Annotated in this window: 13 protein-coding genes; 7 read left to right on the forward strand and 6 right to left on the reverse strand. The window is 69.8% G+C overall.

Going from position 1 to position 18,061, the window contains the following annotated elements; translation table 11 throughout:
- Nucleotides 1-84: 84 nt before the first annotated feature.
- The 4 genes from ACFWM2_RS05660 to ACFWM2_RS05675 all read right to left on the reverse strand — a co-directional run bounded on the left by ACFWM2_RS05660 (nucleotide 85) and on the right by ACFWM2_RS05675 (nucleotide 4,934).
- Nucleotides 85-1,323, reverse strand: a complete 1,239-nt coding sequence (locus ACFWM2_RS05660) for a VWA-like domain-containing protein (protein WP_383273311.1) — start codon at nucleotides 1,321-1,323, stop codon at nucleotides 85-87.
- Complete coding sequence (locus tag ACFWM2_RS05665; protein WP_383273314.1) at nucleotides 1,320-2,582, reverse strand: AAA family ATPase; 1,263 nt, start codon at nucleotides 2,580-2,582, stop codon at nucleotides 1,320-1,322. Before ACFWM2_RS05665 ends, ACFWM2_RS05660 begins: the two co-directional genes overlap by 4 nt.
- Before the next feature lie 265 nt (nucleotides 2,583-2,847).
- The gene (locus ACFWM2_RS05670) at nucleotides 2,848-4,278 is read right to left on the reverse strand and encodes a hypothetical protein (RefSeq protein WP_383273316.1); all 1,431 of its coding nucleotides are present in this window, start codon (nucleotides 4,276-4,278) and stop codon (nucleotides 2,848-2,850) included.
- 230 nt (nucleotides 4,279-4,508) lie between these two features.
- Nucleotides 4,509-4,934: an ankyrin repeat domain-containing protein gene (locus ACFWM2_RS05675; RefSeq protein ID WP_383273318.1), complete on the reverse strand. Its 426-nt coding sequence runs from the start codon at nucleotides 4,932-4,934 to the stop codon at nucleotides 4,509-4,511.
- 315 nt (nucleotides 4,935-5,249) lie between these two features.
- Between ACFWM2_RS05675 and ACFWM2_RS05680 the strand changes: the two genes are divergently transcribed.
- The 7 genes from ACFWM2_RS05680 to ACFWM2_RS05710 all read left to right on the forward strand — a co-directional run bounded on the left by ACFWM2_RS05680 (nucleotide 5,250) and on the right by ACFWM2_RS05710 (nucleotide 16,446).
- Nucleotides 5,250-5,924, forward strand: coding sequence for a hypothetical protein (locus ACFWM2_RS05680; protein WP_383273320.1), 675 nt, complete (start codon nucleotides 5,250-5,252; stop codon nucleotides 5,922-5,924).
- A 213-nt stretch (nucleotides 5,925-6,137) separates the two neighbouring features.
- Entirely contained in the window at nucleotides 6,138-6,770 is a 633-nt protein-coding gene (locus ACFWM2_RS05685; protein ID WP_383273322.1) for a DUF1345 domain-containing protein, read from the forward strand.
- Nucleotides 6,771-6,964: 194 nt separating this feature from the next.
- The gene (locus tag ACFWM2_RS05690; protein WP_383273324.1) at nucleotides 6,965-7,930 is read left to right on the forward strand and encodes a Dyp-type peroxidase; all 966 of its coding nucleotides are present in this window, start codon (nucleotides 6,965-6,967) and stop codon (nucleotides 7,928-7,930) included.
- 276 nt (nucleotides 7,931-8,206) lie between these two features.
- Nucleotides 8,207-10,531: an FdhF/YdeP family oxidoreductase gene (locus ACFWM2_RS05695; protein ID WP_383273326.1), complete on the forward strand. Its 2,325-nt coding sequence runs from the start codon at nucleotides 8,207-8,209 to the stop codon at nucleotides 10,529-10,531.
- Between the two features lie 197 nt (nucleotides 10,532-10,728).
- Complete coding sequence (locus ACFWM2_RS05700; RefSeq protein ID WP_383273328.1) at nucleotides 10,729-12,174, forward strand: glyceraldehyde-3-phosphate dehydrogenase; 1,446 nt, start codon at nucleotides 10,729-10,731, stop codon at nucleotides 12,172-12,174.
- Nucleotides 12,175-12,568: 394 nt separating this feature from the next.
- Entirely contained in the window at nucleotides 12,569-13,774 is a 1,206-nt protein-coding gene (locus ACFWM2_RS05705) for a TolB family protein (protein ID WP_383273330.1), read from the forward strand.
- 401 nt (nucleotides 13,775-14,175) lie between these two features.
- Nucleotides 14,176-16,446, forward strand: coding sequence for a M4 family metallopeptidase (locus ACFWM2_RS05710; RefSeq protein ID WP_383273332.1), 2,271 nt, complete (start codon nucleotides 14,176-14,178; stop codon nucleotides 16,444-16,446).
- Nucleotides 16,447-16,574: 128 nt separating this feature from the next.
- Here ACFWM2_RS05710 and ACFWM2_RS05715 read toward each other — a convergent pair whose 3' ends face one another.
- Together ACFWM2_RS05715 and ACFWM2_RS05720 are read right to left on the reverse strand one after the other, a co-directional pair.
- Nucleotides 16,575-17,381 (reverse strand): SDR family NAD(P)-dependent oxidoreductase, encoded by an 807-nt coding sequence (locus ACFWM2_RS05715; protein WP_383273334.1) that lies wholly within the window; start codon nucleotides 17,379-17,381, stop codon nucleotides 16,575-16,577.
- Between the two features lie 255 nt (nucleotides 17,382-17,636).
- The gene (locus ACFWM2_RS05720; protein WP_383273336.1) at nucleotides 17,637-18,047 is read right to left on the reverse strand and encodes a Fur family transcriptional regulator; all 411 of its coding nucleotides are present in this window, start codon (nucleotides 18,045-18,047) and stop codon (nucleotides 17,637-17,639) included.
- Nucleotides 18,048-18,061 lie beyond the last annotated feature (14 nt).

An 18,061-nucleotide genomic window follows, 5' to 3' on the forward strand; every position in this document is an offset into this window, starting at 1 on the left:
TACGTGTCGAGTCATTCTGCAACGCCCGTACGTCACCGGGTGCGGCGGAACGCCGAACGACGTGTGCCCGGGTGGAGTCCGCGATCACCCGATGTCGACCACGCGTGCCCACGCGGGCGGCGAGTCCGGGACGTAATCGGGGTCGTCCTCGTCCCACGACCCGTTCCCGTACTGCCGTGGGAAAAGTCCCACCACCGTCCGGCACGGTGGCTGCGTGGCCGGCCACGGTGTCTGGCCGTCGGTGAGGACCACGACGACGTCGGGGCGGGGCCGCGCGCGGAGGGACTTGGCGAAGCCCGCGCGCAGATCCGTACCCCCTCCGCCCATCAGCTGGATTCCCTCGGCACGGCACAAGGGCTGGGTGACCCGGGCCGCCGCATCGCACGACACCACGGTGACCAGGTCGCGACGGCCGCCCACGGCGCGGGAGATCGCGGCAACCTCCAGGAGCGCGCTGCCGAGTTCGGTGTCACTGACCGAGCCGGACGTGTCGATGACGACGGAGACCCGGGGCGGCCTGCGCCGCAGGCTGGGCAGTACCGCGCCGGGTACCCCGGCGGAACGTCGCGACGGCCGGCCGTAGGTGTAGTCCTCGCCGACGCCGGGACCGGAGGCGGCCGAGCGGATCGCCGCGCCCAGCAGCGCCCGCCACGGTTGCGGCGGGTGGAACGCCTCGTCCGCCCACCGCTTCCACCCCTTCGGTGTGTGTCCAGGGCGGGCGGTGATGCCTTGCGCCACCAGGAACCGGACCGCGTCCCGTTCCTGCTCGCTGAGGCCGTGCGCGCCGTCCGGCCCCAGCTCCCACTCCCGTGCCAGTCCGTCCGCGCCGCTGCCACAGTCCAGCCAGGCCATGGCCCGCGTCCGCGGCCCGAGCCCGAACCGGCGCAGGTAGTCCTCCATGAGCTGCCCCGCCGGCAGCCCCAAGGACTGCGGCTCGACGGCGCCTTCGGGCCGGAGCAACCCGTCTCCGAAGGCGTCGTCATTGATCTCGAAGTCCGCGGCGATGTTCATCCGCAGCCGTTCCCCGGGCCCGGTCAGCCCGCGCTCCCGCGCGACCCGGTCGCTGCGACCGTGGTGATCGCGCAGCAGGTGCGACACCTCGTGCACCCACACACCGGCCAGGTCCTCCACCGGCATCCGGTCCACGAACGCCGGTGAGACGTAGCACCGCCAGTGCCGGTCGACGGACATCGTCGGTACCCGCCGTGACTCGACGGTGTGCAGGGCGAACAGTGCCGTTGCCAAGTAGGGGCGGGCCCGGGCGGCGTGCAGTCGGGCGGCGAACAGCTTGTCGAGGTCCAGGGTCCCCGGCGCGTCGGTCATCGGCCGGCCTTCGCGGCGACGGCGGTTCGGGCGGCCGCCTGGTCCGCTCGCCGGGACAGCGACACCGCTCCGGCGAGTTTGTCGATCGACTCCGGGACGTCCCAGTCCTCCTGGCGAAGCGTGGCGAGGGTGTTCGCGGGGACGACCACCAGATCGGGGGCGCCGGTCTCCACCGCCCGGACCAGGACCGCCCATGCCGCGTCCCAGCGGGACTTCTCGGGGTTCTTGCGGACCGCCTCCACCACGCCGTCGAGCACGGCCTGGCGCAGATCCCCGCGTTGGGGCAGTTCGGCCGCCGCGGGGTCGGCGAGCAGCACCTCGGGGTCCGGCAGGTCCATACGATCCAGGCTCGCCAGTAGTTCGAACCCGGGACCGTCTCCCACCGTGCCCCTGACCAGCTGGGACAGTACGTCTCTGGAGGACCCGGCCGCGGTCGCGAAGGCGATCAGGCAGAGTGTCATCTCCCAGCTTCGGGGTGACGGCCAGGGACCGCCCCGGCGGGTCTCCGTGGTGGGCAGCTGGTGTACGAGCTTGGGGCGGGCGGCCAGGAGCCCGCACACCGCGCGGCGGGCGAAGCCCACGGCCTCAGAGAGCCTCCCCGGGTCGAGCATCGGCAGCGTGGCGCGGGGCCAGGTGCCGCCGAGTCCGCGTACGACGACGTCGTGGTCGTGGGTCCACTGGAGATGGACGAACCGGTTGGCCAGCGGTGGGCTCAACTCCCAGCCGTCGGCAGCCGAGGACCGCGGGTTGGCGGCGGCCACGATCCTTACCCCGGGCGGGAGTTGGAGGGCGCCGATCCGCCGTTCGAGGACGACGCGGAGCAGGGCGGCCTGAACGGCCGGTGCCGCGGTGGACAGTTCGTCCAGGAACAGCAGTCCCCGGCCGGCTCGAACCAGGCGTACGGCCCAGTCCGGCGGGGCCATCGGGACACCCTGTTCGGCTGGATCGTCGCCGACGATGGGCAGCCCCGAGAAGTCGGACGGTTCGTGCACACTCGCGATCACTGTGGTCAGCGGGAGGTCCAGGGCCGCGGCGAGCTGTGTCAGGGCCGCGGTCTTGCCGATCCCCGGCTCACCCCACAGGAGGACGGGCAGGTCGGCGGCCACGGCCAGCGTCAGGGCTTCGAGTTGGGTGTCGGGGCGCGGTTCGGTGGTCGCGTCGCGCAACAGGGTCAACAGGTCGCTGGCGACGTCGAGTTGGGACCCGTGTGTCGGGTCGGAGAGGGCGGCGGCAGGAGCGAGCGGGGCGTATGTGGGCATGTGTGATCACCTTTGGGTTCGTCGTGAGGTGCATAAGTGCATAAGTGCGTGAGTGCATGAGGGCGTACGTGCGAAAGTGCCGGCGGGCGCCGGAGGCGAGGGAGGCGAGGGAGGCGCGGGCCCGCCGCGTGCGGGACGCGGACCTCTTGGGTCGGTGCGCGATTGCGTGGGGCGGAGATGAACGGTCGCGGGAGGCAAGTCCCTTGGGTCAGCGCGTGATTGAAGGGGGCGGAGGTGAACGGTCGCGGGACGCAGGCCCCTTGGGTCAGCGGGCGATCGCGTGGCGCGGATGTGAGCGTTGGGTACGGGGACGGCGCCGGTCCAGGTGGGTCCGGTCAGGTCCGTTTCCGGTCAGTCCCGACCTGTACAGGCCGTAGGTGATCCGCCGAAGCGCGGCCGCCTCCAGTTCGTCCCGCAGCGCGCCGGTGCGCAGTAGCGCGTCGGGGCCGAGCAGGCCTTCGACGACGGCGAATGCCCCGGCGGTGTCGCCGTGGTCCAGGCGTTCGCGGACACCCGTGAGGCAGTCCGGACGGCGATGCGCCTCGTCGATGGCCCGCAGACAGGGGAGCGGGGTACCGGTCAGCGCGGCCAGCAGCTCCTCCCGGCGGACTTCGGCCGGGTCATGGTCCAGCGGGGCCAGTACCCCGTCGACCAGGCCGATCCGGTGCGCGGCTCCCCGGCACTCCACCAGGTGTGGCTGTCCCGCCCGCCCTGCTGTCCGGGACCGGCCGACGGCTGTACGGCCCCCGGCGCCGGCTGATTGATCCGGTACGAGTGCCGAGGCCACCAGCGGATGCAGCCGATCCGCCTCGATCGAACCGCTGCGGAGCAGTTCCAGGTCGGGCAGCACCCACGTCGCCGCATCCGGCAGGACGGGCAGCCTGACCGCTCCGCCGTCTGGGGGAGCCGCCGCGATCCGCAGGGTCGGCGGTCCTGCGCCGTCCCGGCCCCGATCAGGGTCGAGGTCCAGGGTCAGCCGGTGCCGCGCTCCGGCCCGCACGGCGACGGTACCCGCACGACGCCCGCCGGCGCGGAGGACAATCGCCGCCTCGGCCGCCCAGCGGTCAACGGCGCAGAGATGCCCCCACGGCGCCGATCCCAGCAACTCGGCATTCAGCAAAGGGTGTTCGTCGTCGGGCGGCCGATCGGCCCCTGACCGGTTCCGCAGCTCATCGGTCCTGCGCGCGTCCCACAGGTGCCGGTGCAGGTCGAGCCGGAACCGCCGGCTGGGGCGGGGGTGCGGGTGACGCGCGGCACCGGCCCAGGAGCCGGTTCCGTCCCACAGCGCGAGGCTGATCCGCTGACCGGCGTCCGCCCAGGCCGGCGGAGTCCGGACCACGAGCCACAGCGGACTTGCGCCCTCGGGCTCCCCGGCCTCGTACCGGGCCAGGGCGATGGTCAGTCCGGGGCGCAACAGCCCGTCGGGGCCGATCCTCGGCATGTGCCAGCGCAGCAGGTCGGGTGCCAACTGGCGTAGATCGGCCCGGAGTCGGGATGCCAGGGCCTGGCCATGAGTACGGGCCACGGCACGAAGGTTGAGATCGACGTCGACGCCTGCGGCGGCGCACGCCCCCGCCCAGTCCCCGGCACAACGGCGGGCGGTCGCGGTCTCGATCGTGGAGGGCGGCACGGCGAACTCTCGCACGCGCAGCCAGAAGGAAAGGCGGGAATCCCCATGCGCGGTCTCAGTGAGCATCAGCACTCACCTTGCGCGGACGGGACCCCCGATCTGTCAACAGAATGAGTCGTCATCGCGGCGAGCATAGCGTTCGGTCTCTTGGACTGCCAGAGGTTTCCGATCGAAGCGCCGATCACCCAACTCCGCGGCTCCGAGGGGACGTACGGAGTGAAGTTGCCTCTCGTCGTCGGCATGGGGCCCGGCGGCCGTAGATCGCCGCGCAAGTCGGGATCCGTCACGCCGTGGCACTACTCAACCACCTGGACGGCTCCCGCTTCGACGAGGAGGGCGACGGTCTCGGGATGGGGGCCGGCGGCCGCCCATTTCAGGGGCGAGAGGCCCGTGCCGTGATCTTCACGAAGGTCCGGATCGGCGCCGTACGCGAGGAGTACGCGAACCGTCTCGGTGTGTCCCCAGCATGCGGCCGCGCACAGCGGGGTGCCCTGGTCGCCGTGTCCGCTCTCCGTGTCCGGGCCTGCCCCGGCCGCGAGGAGCAGGCGGGCGATCTCGGCCGCTCCGTGCACGGATGCGGAATACAGCGGAGTGGTGCCTTCGCCGTCCGCTCGCTGGGGGTCGGCCCCGGCCCGCAGCAGCGCCTTCACACGAGTGATGTCACCCAGCAGTGCTGCGGTGACGAGGGCCCGGGAGAGCTTCTTGCGCTGCCGTTGGTTCATGGGTGTGGAGGTTAGCCATGGGGTGAGCGGCCGGACCAGCCATTTCCGCTTGGCGGGGGCTCAGGAGAGTCACAGGAGGCGTACAGCGATCTCACATGAACGGCTCGCACTCTTGAGTCAGCTGCCTGAGTGAGAGGTGTTCCCGACATGAACGACCACGACGTCACAGGCCCTGACGAGCCCACTCCGGCTCGCCCCGACGCCCCCGCGACGACAGGGCCGGCGGCCGCTGGAAGTCCAGCCGCCGCGAAGGTACGGCGATTGCTGCCGAACACGCGAAGGGGACGGGTCGCGGCCGCTGCGATGCTGTGTGCGGTGATCGGACTCTCCGCCGCCTGCTCCTCCACGTCGGCAACGGCCACATCGCCCTCGTCGTCCGCCACGTCGCCCTCGGCGACCAGCAGCGCGCCCGCCGGCGGCCCCAAAGCCGGCGGCGGGGGCTCCAACGCCCGGTCCGGACCGGCTGCCGGGGGAGCGGTCGGCACGGTCGACAGCGTCTCCACGTCGGGCTTCACCCTGTCGACGGCAACGGGTCAGAAGGTGACCGTCAAGGAGGCGTCCTCGACGACCTACAAGAACGGCACGAGCTCGACCACGGCGAGTGCGGTCAAGGCAGGCGACAGCGTCCTCGTGCTGGGGACGACCGACTCGACCACGATCACGGCCACGCAGGTCACCGTGCAGCCCAAGGGCGACGGCGGAGCCGCGACGTCCTCGGCGGCAGGGGTGGTCCCCTTCAAGCAGGGTTCGGCGTCCCAGTCCAAGCAGGTCGGTCAGATCCCGGCGAACTACAGCGAGGGCGACGGGACGGTCGTCAGCGGTACGGAGGCGAACAAGGCGACGGAAGCCGCCCTCGCCGCCTACCCGGGAGGCGTCGTCGACCGGGTCGTCAAGCTCAGCAACGGCGAGTACGAGGTCCACAACATCGGCGTCAACTGGCCCCACCACGTCTTCGTCGACCAGGACTTCAAGGTCGTCGGCGCCTACTAGCCGTGGGCTGGAGGTCGGCCCCAGGGGAGTAGCCGGCGTACCCGGTCGGCGAAGGGTGCCCGTAGGGACCTGCGTCACCTCACCGGCGTAACCGAGGCCGGTGAGGCGCCCGGCATCGGTCCCCGCTCCACGGTCCGATCGGCGGGCGCCGCCGTCCCCGGAAGGTCCGGCCCCCGGAGCTGACCGGGGCCTCCCGGACTACTGTGCTGAGGCATGAGGACCTGGTTGCCCCTCGATGCCGTGCCCCGCCTCATCGGCGCGGTGCTCCTCGGGGCCGCGGTCGGCGTGGCCGTCGGGGTGACGACCGACGTGGATCTGGGCGTGCTGGCCGGGATTGCCGTGACGGAACTGTTCTTCGTCGTGGCGGGCTGGACGGTGCTGTGGCCGATGGACGCCACGGCCACCCACCGCAACACGCGGCGGGAGGACTTCCGGCCCGTGACCGAGGAAATCGTCGTGGTCGCGCTGGCTCTGTGCGGGCTGTTCGCCATCGTGCTGCTGCTCCTGCGCAACGAGTCCGACAACGACCACGTCGCGGCCGCGACCGCCTTGTGCGGGGTCTTCATGGCCTGGGCCGCGTTGCACCTGATGTACGCCGCCCGCTACGCCTACGTGTACTACGAGATCGAGGGCGGGATCGACTTCAATTCGCACCACCCTCCGGCGTACCGCGACTTCTTCTACTTCAGCTACAACCTCGGCATGACGTATCAGGTGTCCGACACCGACGTCTCGAGTTCCACGATCCGCGCGATCGTGCTCCGGCACGCCCTGCTGTCCTACGTCTTCGGCACCAGCATTCTCGCCACGGCCATCAACCTCGTCGTGGGCATCGTCAGCGGCTGACGACACTCGGCAGTCCCCGCCCCTTTCCGGGGCTGGCGCTCCGGCACCGTCCTGCCTCGTTCTCGCGCGGTTCCCCACGGGACGCAGCAGGATGGGACGAGGACACCGGCGGCGGTCCTGCGCACGACAGACGCGGCGGCGCGGTCGGCTACAGCCCTGTCGGACACATCCGCGTCTCGTGAGGAGGCCGACTCGTGGTCGAGTCACAGACGGTGATCGCCCCACCGGCCAGGGCCACCATCTTCCTCGTGGTCACCGTCACGCCGGGTCACGAGGACACGGTCCGGGACCTGCTGGAGGACGTCTCGGGCCTGCGCCGTTCCGTCGCCTTCCGTGCACCTGGCGACGAGCTCAGCTGCGTCGTGGGCATCGGATCGGCTGCCTGGGACCGGCTGTTCAGCGGGCCGCGGCCACGGGAACTGCACCCGTTCGTGGAGCTGGCGGGTGAGCGCCACCGGGCACCGGCCACGCCGGGAGACCTCCTGTTCCACGTGCGGGCCCGCCGTATGGACCTCTGTTTCGAGCTCACCCGGCTGCTCGCCGAACGGCTGGGCGGCGCGGTCACGGTGGTCGACGAGGTCCAGGCGTTCAAGTACTTCGACGAGCGTGACCTGCTCGGATTCGTGGACGGCAGCGAGAACCCCGAAGGGCAGCTCGCGAGCGAGGCCGTGTACATCGGCCACGAGGACCCCGGCTTCGAGGGCGGCAGCTACGTGATCGTCCAGAAGTACCTGCACGACATGGCGGCGTGGAACGCCCTGCCGTCGGGCGAACAGGAGAACGTCATCGGGCGGACGAAGCCGGCCAACGTGGAACTCCCCGACGACGTCAAGCCCGCCGACTCCCATGTCGCCCTCAACACGATTACCGACGAGGACGGCAACGAACGGAAGATCATGCGCGAGAACATGCCGTTCGGCAGCATCGGCGAGGGGGAGTTCGGCACGTACTTCATCGGGTACGCCCGCACCCCGGACGTGACCGAGCACATGCTGAGGAACATGTTCCTGGGCGACGGCGAGGCCGCGTACGACCGCATTCTCGACTTCTCGACCGCGATGACCGGATGCCTGTTCCACGTGCCGACCGTCAACTTCCTGGACGACCTGCCCGCGGCTCCCCATGGGGCGAACGCGGCGGACGGCTCTCCTGCCGCTTGAGCAAGCAGCCCTCGGATTCAGCCGCGACGACGGTGATCGTTCGACGCGGACCACGCCGAATCGCGTGGCTCTGTGATGTGTGGAAGCGTGGATGGCCAGAGTCACCCTTGCTGCTCCATGTCCTGTATGCACGGGAGGTTGCCATGTCCTCGAAGCGACGCCGGAAGAAGAAGGCCCGCCGCAAGCACGCCGCGAACCACGGCCGACGGCCCCAGTCCTAGGTCCGCTCCCCAGTGCGCTCGTAGTCCAGCTTCCCAGGTCAAGAGGGTGGGTGCCTTGAACGCCTCCCACAACGTCTCCCCTGACGAGCAGGCCGGGCGGGAGCCCCGAGTGGGGCCCGACCCCAAGGGCGAACCCGACTTCCATCCGTACCGACACCCGGCCGCGGGCTGGGGCGCGGCCAAGAGCGTGAGCCGGGTTCTGGTGCGCGAAGGCGCCCTCGTGGACGGGCCGCGGTCGATCATGCGGATGAACCACGAGGGCCGTGGCTTCGACTGCCCGGGATGTGCCTGGCCCGACGACATCAAGGGCCTGCACCTGGACATCTGCGAGAACGGCATCAAGCACGTCACCTGGGAGATGACGCGCAAGCGGGTCGGCCGCGAGTTCTTCGCCGCCCACTCGGTCACGGAGCTGTTCGGTTGGAGCGACTTCGCCCTGGAGGACCAGGGCCGGCTCACCGAGCCGATGGTCTACGACCCGGAGTCCGATCACTACGTTCCGATCGGCTGGCACGACGCGTTCGAGCTGGCCGGCCGTGCGCTGCGCGAACTCGACCAGCCGAACCAGGCGTCCTTCTACACTTCCGGCCGCCTCGGCAACGAGGCCACCTTCCTCTATCAGCTGATGGCCCGTGAACTGGGCACGAACAACCTGCCCGACTGCTCGAACATGTGCCACGAGGCCAGCGGTCGCGCGCTGCACGCGTCCCTGGGAACGGGCAAGGGGACCGTCGACCTCAAGGACTGGGAGGCCACCGACGCCCTCTTCATCATGGGCGTCAACGCCGCCTCCAACGCGCCCAGGATGCTCACCGCGCTCGCCGAGGCCTACCGGCGAGGCGCGCAGGTCGTGCACATCAACCCGCTCGTCGAGGCGGCCGCCACCCGCACCATCGTGCCGCACGACTTCACGGACATGGCCCTCCTCAAGGCGACCCGGACCAGCACCCTGAACCTGCAACCCCGCATCGGCGGGGACATGGCGCTGGTGCGCGGTATGGCCAAGGCCGTACTGGAACAGGCGAAGACCGATCCCAAGGCCGTGGACCGGGAGTTCATCGACCGTCACACGGCGTACTTCGACGAGTACCGGGCGGTGTGCGAGGCCACGTCCTGGGTGGAGATCGAGCGGCAGTCCGGTGTCGGCCGCGACGACATCCTCAAGGTGGCGCGGGTGTACCGCGACGCCGACCGCAGCATCGTCAGCTGGTGCCTGGGCGTCAGTCAGCACGAACACGGCGTCGACACCGTGCGGGAGATCGTCAACCTCCTTCTGCTGCGCGGCAATCTGGGCCGGGAGGGCGCCGGGCCGTCGCCGGTGCGAGGGCACAGCAACGTGCAGGGCAACCGGACGTGCGGCATCGACCACCGGCCCGCCGAGGAGTTCCTGGACCGTCTGGCCGACGTCTGCGGGATCGACCCGCCCCGCGAACACGGTCTGGACACGGTCGGCACCATCCAGGCGATGCAGCGCGGCGAGGTGAAGGTGTTCGTCGGCATGGGCGGCAACTTCGCCCTGGCCGCGCCCGACACCCCGTACACCTACGAGGCGCTGCGCAGGTGCGACCTCACCGTCCAGGTGAGCACCAAGCTGAACCGCAGCCACCTCGTCCACGGCCGCCGGGCGCTCATCCTGCCGTGCCTGGGCCGGACCGAGAAGGACCATCAGCGCGGCGGCATCCAGAGCACCTCGGTGGAGGACTCGATGAGCATGGTCCACCTGTCCGTCGGCATGAAGCGCCCCGCCTCGAAGCACCTGCTGTCCGAGCCCGCCATCATCGCCTGTCTCGCCCGCGCCGCCCTCCCGGACAGCGCCACCCCGTGGGAGTGGTACGTCGAGGACTACGACCGGGTCCGCGACACCATGGCCCAGGTTCTCGACGGGTTCGAGGACTGCAATCGCCGGGTGCGCCTGCCGCTCGGCTTCCGTATCAAGCAGCCCGCCCGCGAGCTGGTCTTCCTCACCCCGTCGGGACGCGCCGAGTTCTCCACGGCGCCGCTGCCCGACGTGGTTCCGGCCCCGGGCACGCTGGCCCTGGGCACCATGCGCTCCCACGACCAGTGGAACACGACCATCTACTCCGACAACGACCGCTACCGGGGCATCAAGAACCTGCGCACGCTCGTCTTCATGAACCAGGACGACATGCGCGAACGCGGTCTCTCCGAGTTCGACCCGGTCGACATCACCAGCACGGCGAAGGACGGCAGCCGGCGCCACCTCGACGGCTACCTCGCCATCCCGTACGACATCCCGCGCGGCTGCGCGGCCGGCTACATGCCGGAGATGAACGTGCTGTGTGCGATCGGCGACTACAGCACCCAGAGCGACCAGCCACTGATGAAGCACGTCAAGGTCACGATCACCCCTGCCGCCTGAGCGGCCCCGCGGCTGCGGAGCCCCCGGAAGAGGGCGGTGACCAGGGAGTTTGCCGCCGCGCGCGGTGTCACAGGGCGTTCGGCCACCCGCCTGGCCGGGTGCGGCTCCGAGGTGTCCCGTACAGACGGCACCCCCTGCATGATCAAAAAGACGAGGGCGTTAACATCTGAGCACCGCCTAGCTCGAAAGATAAACCTGTGACTGTCAACGATGACTCGTTCACCAACTGGAAGAACCGCGAAGAAATCGCGGAGTCGATGATCCCCATCATCGGGAAGCTGCACCGTGAGCGGGACGTCACGGTCCTGTTGCACAGCCGTTCCTTGGTGAACAAGTCGGTGGTCAGCATCCTCAAGACCCACCGATTCGCCCGGCAGATGGCCGGTGAGGAGCTCTCGGTCACCGAGACGCTGCCGTTCCTGCAGACCCTCACCACGCTCGACCTCGGCCCCTCCCAGATCGACATCGGGATGCTCGCCGCGACGTACAAGGCCGACGACCGCGGTCTCTCGGTGGCGGAGTTCACCGCCGAGGCCGTCATCGGCGCCACGGGTGAGAACAAGATCGAGCGCCGTGAGCCGCGTGACGTCGTCCTCTACGGGTTCGGCCGCATCGGCCGCCTCCTCGCCCGTCTGCTGATCGAGAAGGCCGGCTCCGGCAACGGGCTGCGGCTGCGCGCCATCGTCGTCCGCAAGGGCGGTGGCCAGGACATAGTCAAGCGTGCCTCGCTGCTGCGCCGCGACTCCATCCACGGCCAGTTCCAGGGCACGATCACCGTCGACGAGGCGAACAGCAAGATCATCGCCAATGGCAACGAGATCAAGGTGATCTACTCCGACGACCCGACGGCGGTGGACTACACGTCGTACGGCATCAAGGACGCCATCCTGATCGACAACACCGGCAGGTGGCGCGACCGCGAGGGGCTGTCGAAGCATCTCCGTCCCGGTATCGCCAAGGTCGTCCTGACCGCGCCGGGCAAAGGCGACGTCCCCAACATCGTCCACGGCGTCAACCACGACATGATCAAGCCGGACGAGCAGATCCTGTCCTGCGCCTCGTGCACCACCAACGCGATCGTTCCGCCGCTGAAGGCCATGGCGGACGAGTACGGCGTCCTGCGCGGTCATGTGGAGACCGTCCACTCGTTCACCAACGACCAGAACCTGCTGGACAATTACCACGATTCCGACCGGCGCGGCCGCTCGGCGCCGCTCAACATGGTGATCACCGAGACCGGCGCCGCCTCCGCCGTGGCCAAGGCGCTGCCCGACCTCAAGGCCAAGATCACCGGCAGTTCGATCCGTGTCCCGGTGCCGAACGTCTCGATCGCGATCCTCAATCTGCGGCTCGCGCGCGAGACCACGCGTGAGGAGGTCCTCGACTACCTCCGCAACGTGTCGCTGACCTCGCCGCTCAAGCGCCAGATCGACTTCATCAGCGCTCCCGACGCGGTTTCGAGCGACTTCATCGGCTCGCGCCACTCCTCGATCATCGACGCCGGTGCACTCAAGGCCGAGGGCGACGACGCGATCCTCTACCTGTGGTACGACAACGAGTTCGGCTACTCCTGCCAGGTCATCCGCGTGGTCCAGCACGTCTCCGGGGTCGAGTACCCGACGTACCCGGTGCCCGTGGCCTGATTTTCGCCTCTCCGTCGTACGACTGCCGCTCCCGAGCTCGGCGGCCGCCGCGGTGCCTGCCCTGGTCGAGGGCGGGCACCGCGGCTTCGTCGTTTGCCGAGCGATTGCGGGCGACAGGGCGCCCTCGACTCGCTCCCGACGTCTGAGACCTCGTCCAGGTTGTACGCGAATAAGCGGATTGCGTGCTGTGTGGTGGTGCGCTTGTATCGCGGTGGGGCTCGGTGCGGGCCGGGGCGACAGGTTCTGGGGGAATCCATCGAGGGCTTCGGTCGCCAGGCCAACCGGGGCGCGTTGACAGGCGGTTCGGGCACCGCCGGCCTCGTACCGGACAGCTCGAACGGCGCACCGACGTCTCTCCCGCACGCTTCACACCGAGCCGAAACGGGGATCCACCATGCGCACCAAGCAGAGAGTCCTGACCGGGCTGTTCCTGTCCACCGCCCTGGGCGTGACGGGGTCGCTCCCGGCCCACGCGGAGGCGGACCCGGAGCTGCCCGTCACCGAGCGGGTCAGCACGACCTACGACGGCGCGCAGCTGGACTGGCCGTCCCACGACCCGGAGATGGGGGAGGGCCGGGTCACCTCCTTCACCTCCGACGAACCCGCCGGACCGAACGGCGCCGACACGAAGTCCGGCGTGTTCATCAACGCCGAGAGCCTCGGCGAGGTCAGCTACGGCGGGGACGGCCCGTCGTACGACGGTGCGCCCTGCTCCAGCGGCCGTATGGTCGGCTTCGTGTCCGAGTCCACGACGCTGGACTCCCGCCCGCACCCCGACCACCGGCCGCGCGTCTACATCCGCAACCGTTCGGTCGGCAAGCTGACGGGTCTGCACAGCTACCAGGGTGTGGAGTTCACGTCGATGGGCCGGCCCATGGTGGATCCCAGCTGCCAGTGGATCACCTTCACCGCCACACTGGCCGCCACCGACGCCGTCCCGGCACCACAACCCCGCGTCTACCGCTTCAAGTTCAACGGCGGCACGACCGACCTGGTGAGCGCGGCCTCGGACGAGCCGGCGGACAACGCGTCGATCAGCTACAACGGGCGGTACGTCGCCTATGAGCAGGGCGGCGACATCTACGTCCGCGACCTGGACACCGGCGGGCTGGAGAAGGTCAGTGTGGCCCGCAACGGCGGCTCGGCCAATGGTGACTCGTCGGCGCCCTCGCTCAGTGCCGACGGACGGCGCGTCGCGTTCGATTCGCAGGCCTCCAACCTCGCGCCCGGCGACAGGAACCGCGCCACCAACGTCTTCGTCCGTGACCTCGACTCGGGCACGACGACCCTGGTCAAGGGCGCACACAAGAAGGACTACACCGCGCAGGCGGCCCTCTCCGGTGACGGTACCCATGTCGCATTCACCTCGGGGAGGATCTCGCACAAGGGACCCGCGCCTGCCGTGTATCTGCGCGAACTGGCCACCGGTACTACCCAGTTGATCAGCGCCGACCGCAGTGGCCGACGCAACGATCTCGCCGCCGGGGAACCCTCGGTCAACGCGGACGGCACCGTCGTCGCGTTCGCGTCCGCGTCACCCGACCTGGTCGAGGGTGACAGCAACGGAGTGTCGGACATCTTCCTGCGGACGGTTCGGTAACAGGGCAACGGGGGCGGAACGCCGGAGACCGAACCGGCCAGGACGTCGGCCCGCGCGTGGGCCGACGCCCTGGCCGGCAGGCGTCTGCGTACCGTGCGGCAGCGGCTGAAAAGCGCCTGCGGGCGGGACGAACGTCCAGCAAGCAAGAGTCAATTCGAGCCGTTGTGTTGTTGCATCCATGACAAGGCGGCCTCCGTGCTGTCAGTCTGATCTTCGCGTGTTCACCCTTCCTTCACCCCCACCTCGTGCGTTGCCGAGTTCGGACGCCTCTCGGGCGCCGCTCGGGGCAGCGCTCCTTCTTGCTCAGCGCCCTCCTCCTGATCCCGCGCCCCTTCCTCGCCCCGTCGTCGGCGCGCCCCCTGGCCTGCACCACAGGCCTTCTGTCGTAGAAGGAGAAGCCCTTGCTCCCCCCTCACCGCTCCTCGCACCGGCGCAGATACACGGCAGCGCTGGCCCTCACCGCGGCCGGCACCCTGCTCGCAGCCGGCTTCCAGACCGGGGCCGCCTCCGCGGCTCCCAAGGGCCGTGACAACGCCAAGATCGTTGCCAAGCCCCGGGCCGGTGCGGCCCCGGCGAAGCTGTCCGCGGCCAAGCACGCCGCGCTGCTGAAGAGCGCGACCGCCGCGGTCGGCACCACCGCGAAGAGCCTCGACCTCGGCTCCAAAGAGAAGCTGATCGTCAAGGACGTGTCGAAGGACGCGGACGGCACCACGCACACCCGCTACGAGCGCACCTACGCGGGTCTGCCTGTCCTCGGCGGTGACCTGGTCGTCCACGTCAAGGACGGCCGCAGCACGGTCTCCGAGGCCGCCAAGGCCACCATCAAGGTGCCGACCACCTCGCCCGAGATCACCTCGAAGACCGCCGCGCGCAAGGCGGTTGACACCGCCGAGCGAGCCGAGGCGAAGCGTCCCGCCGTCGACGGCGCCCCACGCCTCGTCGTCTGGGCCGGCGGAACCAAGCCGGTGCTGGCCTGGGAGGCGGTGGTCGAGGGCACGCAGCACGACGGCACCCCGAGCGAGCTGCACGTCATCACCGACGCCACCTCGGGCAAGCACATCTTCGACTTCGAGGATGTGCGCACGGGATCGGGCACGGGTCAGTACAGCGGGACGGTGCCGGTCGGCTCGACGCTCTCCGGCGACACGTACCAGCTGGTGGACGGCGACCGGGCGGGCCACCGCACCTACGACCTGAACCAGGGCACCTCCGGCACCGGCACCCTCTTCACGGATGACAACGATGTCTGGGGAGACGGGACCACGAGCAACCGGCAGACGGCCGGCGTGGACGTCGCCTTCGGCGCCGCGGCCACCTGGGACTACTACAAGGACGTCTTCGGCCGCAACGGCATCCGCAACGACGGCGTGGCCGCCTACAGCCGGGCGCACTACGGCAACGCGTACGTCAACGCCTTCTGGTCCGACTCCTGCTTCTGCATGACCTACGGCGACGGCGCGAGCAACACCCATCCGCTGACGTCGCTGGACGTCGCCGCGCACGAGATGAGCCACGGCGTCACCGCCGCCACGGCCGGTCTCGTCTACTCGGGCGAGTCCGGTGGCCTGAACGAGGCGACCTCGGACATCTTCGCCTCCGCGGTGGAGTTCCACGCCAACCTGGCCGCCGACGTGCCCGACTACCTCGTCGGCGAGAAGATCGACATCCGCGGCAACGGCACCCCGCTGCGCTACATGGACAAGCCCTCCAAGGACGGAGCGTCCCGCGACAACTGGGACGCCTCCCTCGGCGGCATCGACGTCCACTACTCGTCCGGGCCGGCCAACCACTTCTTCTACCTGCTGTCCGAGGGCAGCGGCGCCAAGACCGTCAACGGGGTCTCCTACGACAGCCCGACCTCCGACGGCACGGCCGTGACCGGCATCGGCATCGAGAACGCCCAGCAGATCTGGTACCGGGCACTCACCACGTACATGACGTCCACCACCAACTACGCCGGTGCACGGACCGCGACCCTGCAGGCCGCCTCCGACCTCTTCGGCGCGTACAGCGACACCTACCTCGCCGTCGCCGCCGCCTGGGCCGGGATCAACGTCGGCGACCGGATCGCGCTCGGCGTCAACGTCGCCCCGATCGCCGACCAGACCAGTGGCGTCGGCCAGGACGTGTCGCTGCAGACCAACGCGTACACCACCAACTCCGGTGCCACGCTGACGTATGAGGCGACCGGCCTGCCGGACGGCCTGACCATCGGCGACACCGGCCGGATCTCCGGCGTTCCGACCACCGCCGGGACCAGCGAGGTGACCGTGAAGGTCACCGACAGCACCGGTGCGGCCGTCTCGGAGAGCTTCAACTGGCGCATCGCGTACATCTACGCCAACAGCACGCGCGTCGACATCCCCGACGCCGGTGCCGCGGTGGAGTCGCCGGTCGTCATCACCGGGCAGACGGGCAACGCCTCGGCCACCACCGAGGTCTACGTGAAGATCATCCACACCTACCGCGGTGACCTGACGGTCGACCTCGTGGGTCCGGACGGCACGGTCTACTCGCTGCTCAACCACAGTGGCGGCTCGGCCGACAACGTCGACCAGACCTTCAAGGTCGACGCCTCCGCGCAGCCCATCAACGGAACCTGGAAACTGAGGGTCCGTGACACCGCGTCCATCGACGTCGGCTACATCCAGCAGTGGCAGCTCACCCCCTGACCAATTGCTGAGCCGCTCCGCCCGTCCGGGTCACTTCCGTGGCCCGGACGGGCGAACCTGTCACCCGTACCAGCGGGTTCGGTGAGCGCGAACGAGGACGTCCGGCCAGGGCGTGACAGGCGTCCGGCTCAACCGACCTTCGCCTGAGCGGAAATGCCGCCGTCGACCGGCATCGCCACGCCCGTGACGAAGGACGCGCGGGGGCTGCACAGCCAGGCCGCCGCTTCCGCGATCTCCCGCGGCGCCGCCATCCGCTTCTGGATCTGCGGGGCGATGAACGCCTGCTCCAGGTGCGGGAACTGCCGTACGGCCTCGTCGATCATCTCGCTGCGCGTGGTGCCGACCACGAGCGCGTTCACCCGGATGCCCTTGTCGCCGTACTCGGCCGCCGACGCGCGCGTGATGCCGAGGATCGCGTGCTTGGCGGCGACGTACGGGACGGACGCGCCCGTCGCGTAACGGCCCGCAGTACTGCTGGTGTTGACGATGGAACCGCCCTTGCCCGAGGCCAGCATCACCGGCAGCTGGTGCTTCATGCAGTTCCAGACACCGCGGACGTTGACGTCCATGGTGCGGTCGTAGATTTCGTCGTCGGTCTCGTGGAGCGAGGGCTCGACGGTCGCGTAACCGGCGTTGTTGAAGGCGCAGTCCAGGCCCCCGAACCGCTCCACGGCCGCCTCGACCACCCGGCGGACATCACCGGTCCGCGTGACATCGCCCGGGACGGCCAGTGCCTGCCCGCCCGCGTCGTTGATCTCCTCGGCCAGCGCCCGCAGCCGGTCCGCACGGCGCGCCATCAGGACGACCTCGGCCCCCTCCTCCGCGAACAGCCGTGCAGCGGCCTCACCGATCCCGCTGGACGCCCCCGTGATCATCGCCACCTGCCCGGCCAGCAGGCCCTGGTGGCTCCCCTGTGTGATCTTCTGTTCGGTCATCGGGCGAGCATACGACGTGAGGTCACACGGCATGCCGGCCCGACCGCGAGGCCGGCTGTCGAGTGCGCGCTCTCGGAGAGCTGTCAACGCTCCTGCCGCAGAAGCGAGTTCACGATGACGTATCCGTCGCCATGAATCCGTGGGCGGTGATGGGTGAAAGCCGGGGTCCCAGCAATGTCTCAGGCCGCGGGCGCATGGGTCGGCGCCGAACAGTTCGGGCGGTTCGTGCGCATGTGCGCTGTTTTGGCCCGTTGTTTAGGCGCAGGTCGGACACAGTCCGCGGTAGGTGACCTCGACGCCGGACACCGTGAAGCCGAAGCGCTCCTCGGAGGGGAGGTCGGCCAGCGGATTGCCCGTCGGGTGTACGTCGCGGATGGTGCCGCACCTGGAGCACACCAGGTGCTGGTGGGCGTGGTGCGCGTTGGGGTCGTACCGCTTGGCGCGGCCGTCGGTGGAGACCTCCGTGACCTCGCCGAGGGAGAGCATCTCGCCCAGGGCGTTGTAGACGGTCGCCCGGGAGATCTCGGGCAGTTTCGCGACAGCACGGGCGTGCACCTCGTCGGCCGTGAGATGCACGTGGTCGCCGTCGAGGACCTCTGCAACGACACGCCGCTGGGAGGTCATCCGCCAGCCACGCCCTCGCAGTCGCTCCAGCAGGTCACTCATGTCGGTTCACCTAT

Source organism: Streptomyces sp. NPDC058371, from assembly GCF_042723265.1.
Taxonomy (GTDB): domain Bacteria; phylum Actinomycetota; class Actinomycetes; order Streptomycetales; family Streptomycetaceae; genus Streptomyces.

Excerpts from the sequence above, each read along its gene's own strand:
- ACFWM2_RS05705 (WP_383273330.1), top strand. The coding sequence starts at position 12,569 with ATGCGCACCAAGCAGAGAGTCCTGACCGGGCTGTTCCTGTCCACCGCC.
- ACFWM2_RS05660 (WP_383273311.1), bottom strand. The coding sequence starts at position 1,323 with ATGACCGACGCGCCGGGGACCCTGGACCTCGACAAGCTGTTCGCCGCC.
- ACFWM2_RS05720 (WP_383273336.1), bottom strand. The coding sequence starts at position 18,047 with ATGAGTGACCTGCTGGAGCGACTGCGAGGGCGTGGCTGGCGGATGACC.
- ACFWM2_RS05685 (WP_383273322.1), top strand. The coding sequence starts at position 6,138 with ATGAGGACCTGGTTGCCCCTCGATGCCGTGCCCCGCCTCATCGGCGCG.
- ACFWM2_RS05715 (WP_383273334.1), bottom strand. The coding sequence starts at position 17,381 with ATGACCGAACAGAAGATCACACAGGGGAGCCACCAGGGCCTGCTGGCC.
- ACFWM2_RS05670 (WP_383273316.1), bottom strand. The coding sequence starts at position 4,278 with ATGCTCACTGAGACCGCGCATGGGGATTCCCGCCTTTCCTTCTGGCTG.
- ACFWM2_RS05675 (WP_383273318.1), bottom strand. The coding sequence starts at position 4,934 with ATGAACCAACGGCAGCGCAAGAAGCTCTCCCGGGCCCTCGTCACCGCA.
- ACFWM2_RS05665 (WP_383273314.1), bottom strand. The coding sequence starts at position 2,582 with ATGCCCACATACGCCCCGCTCGCTCCTGCCGCCGCCCTCTCCGACCCG.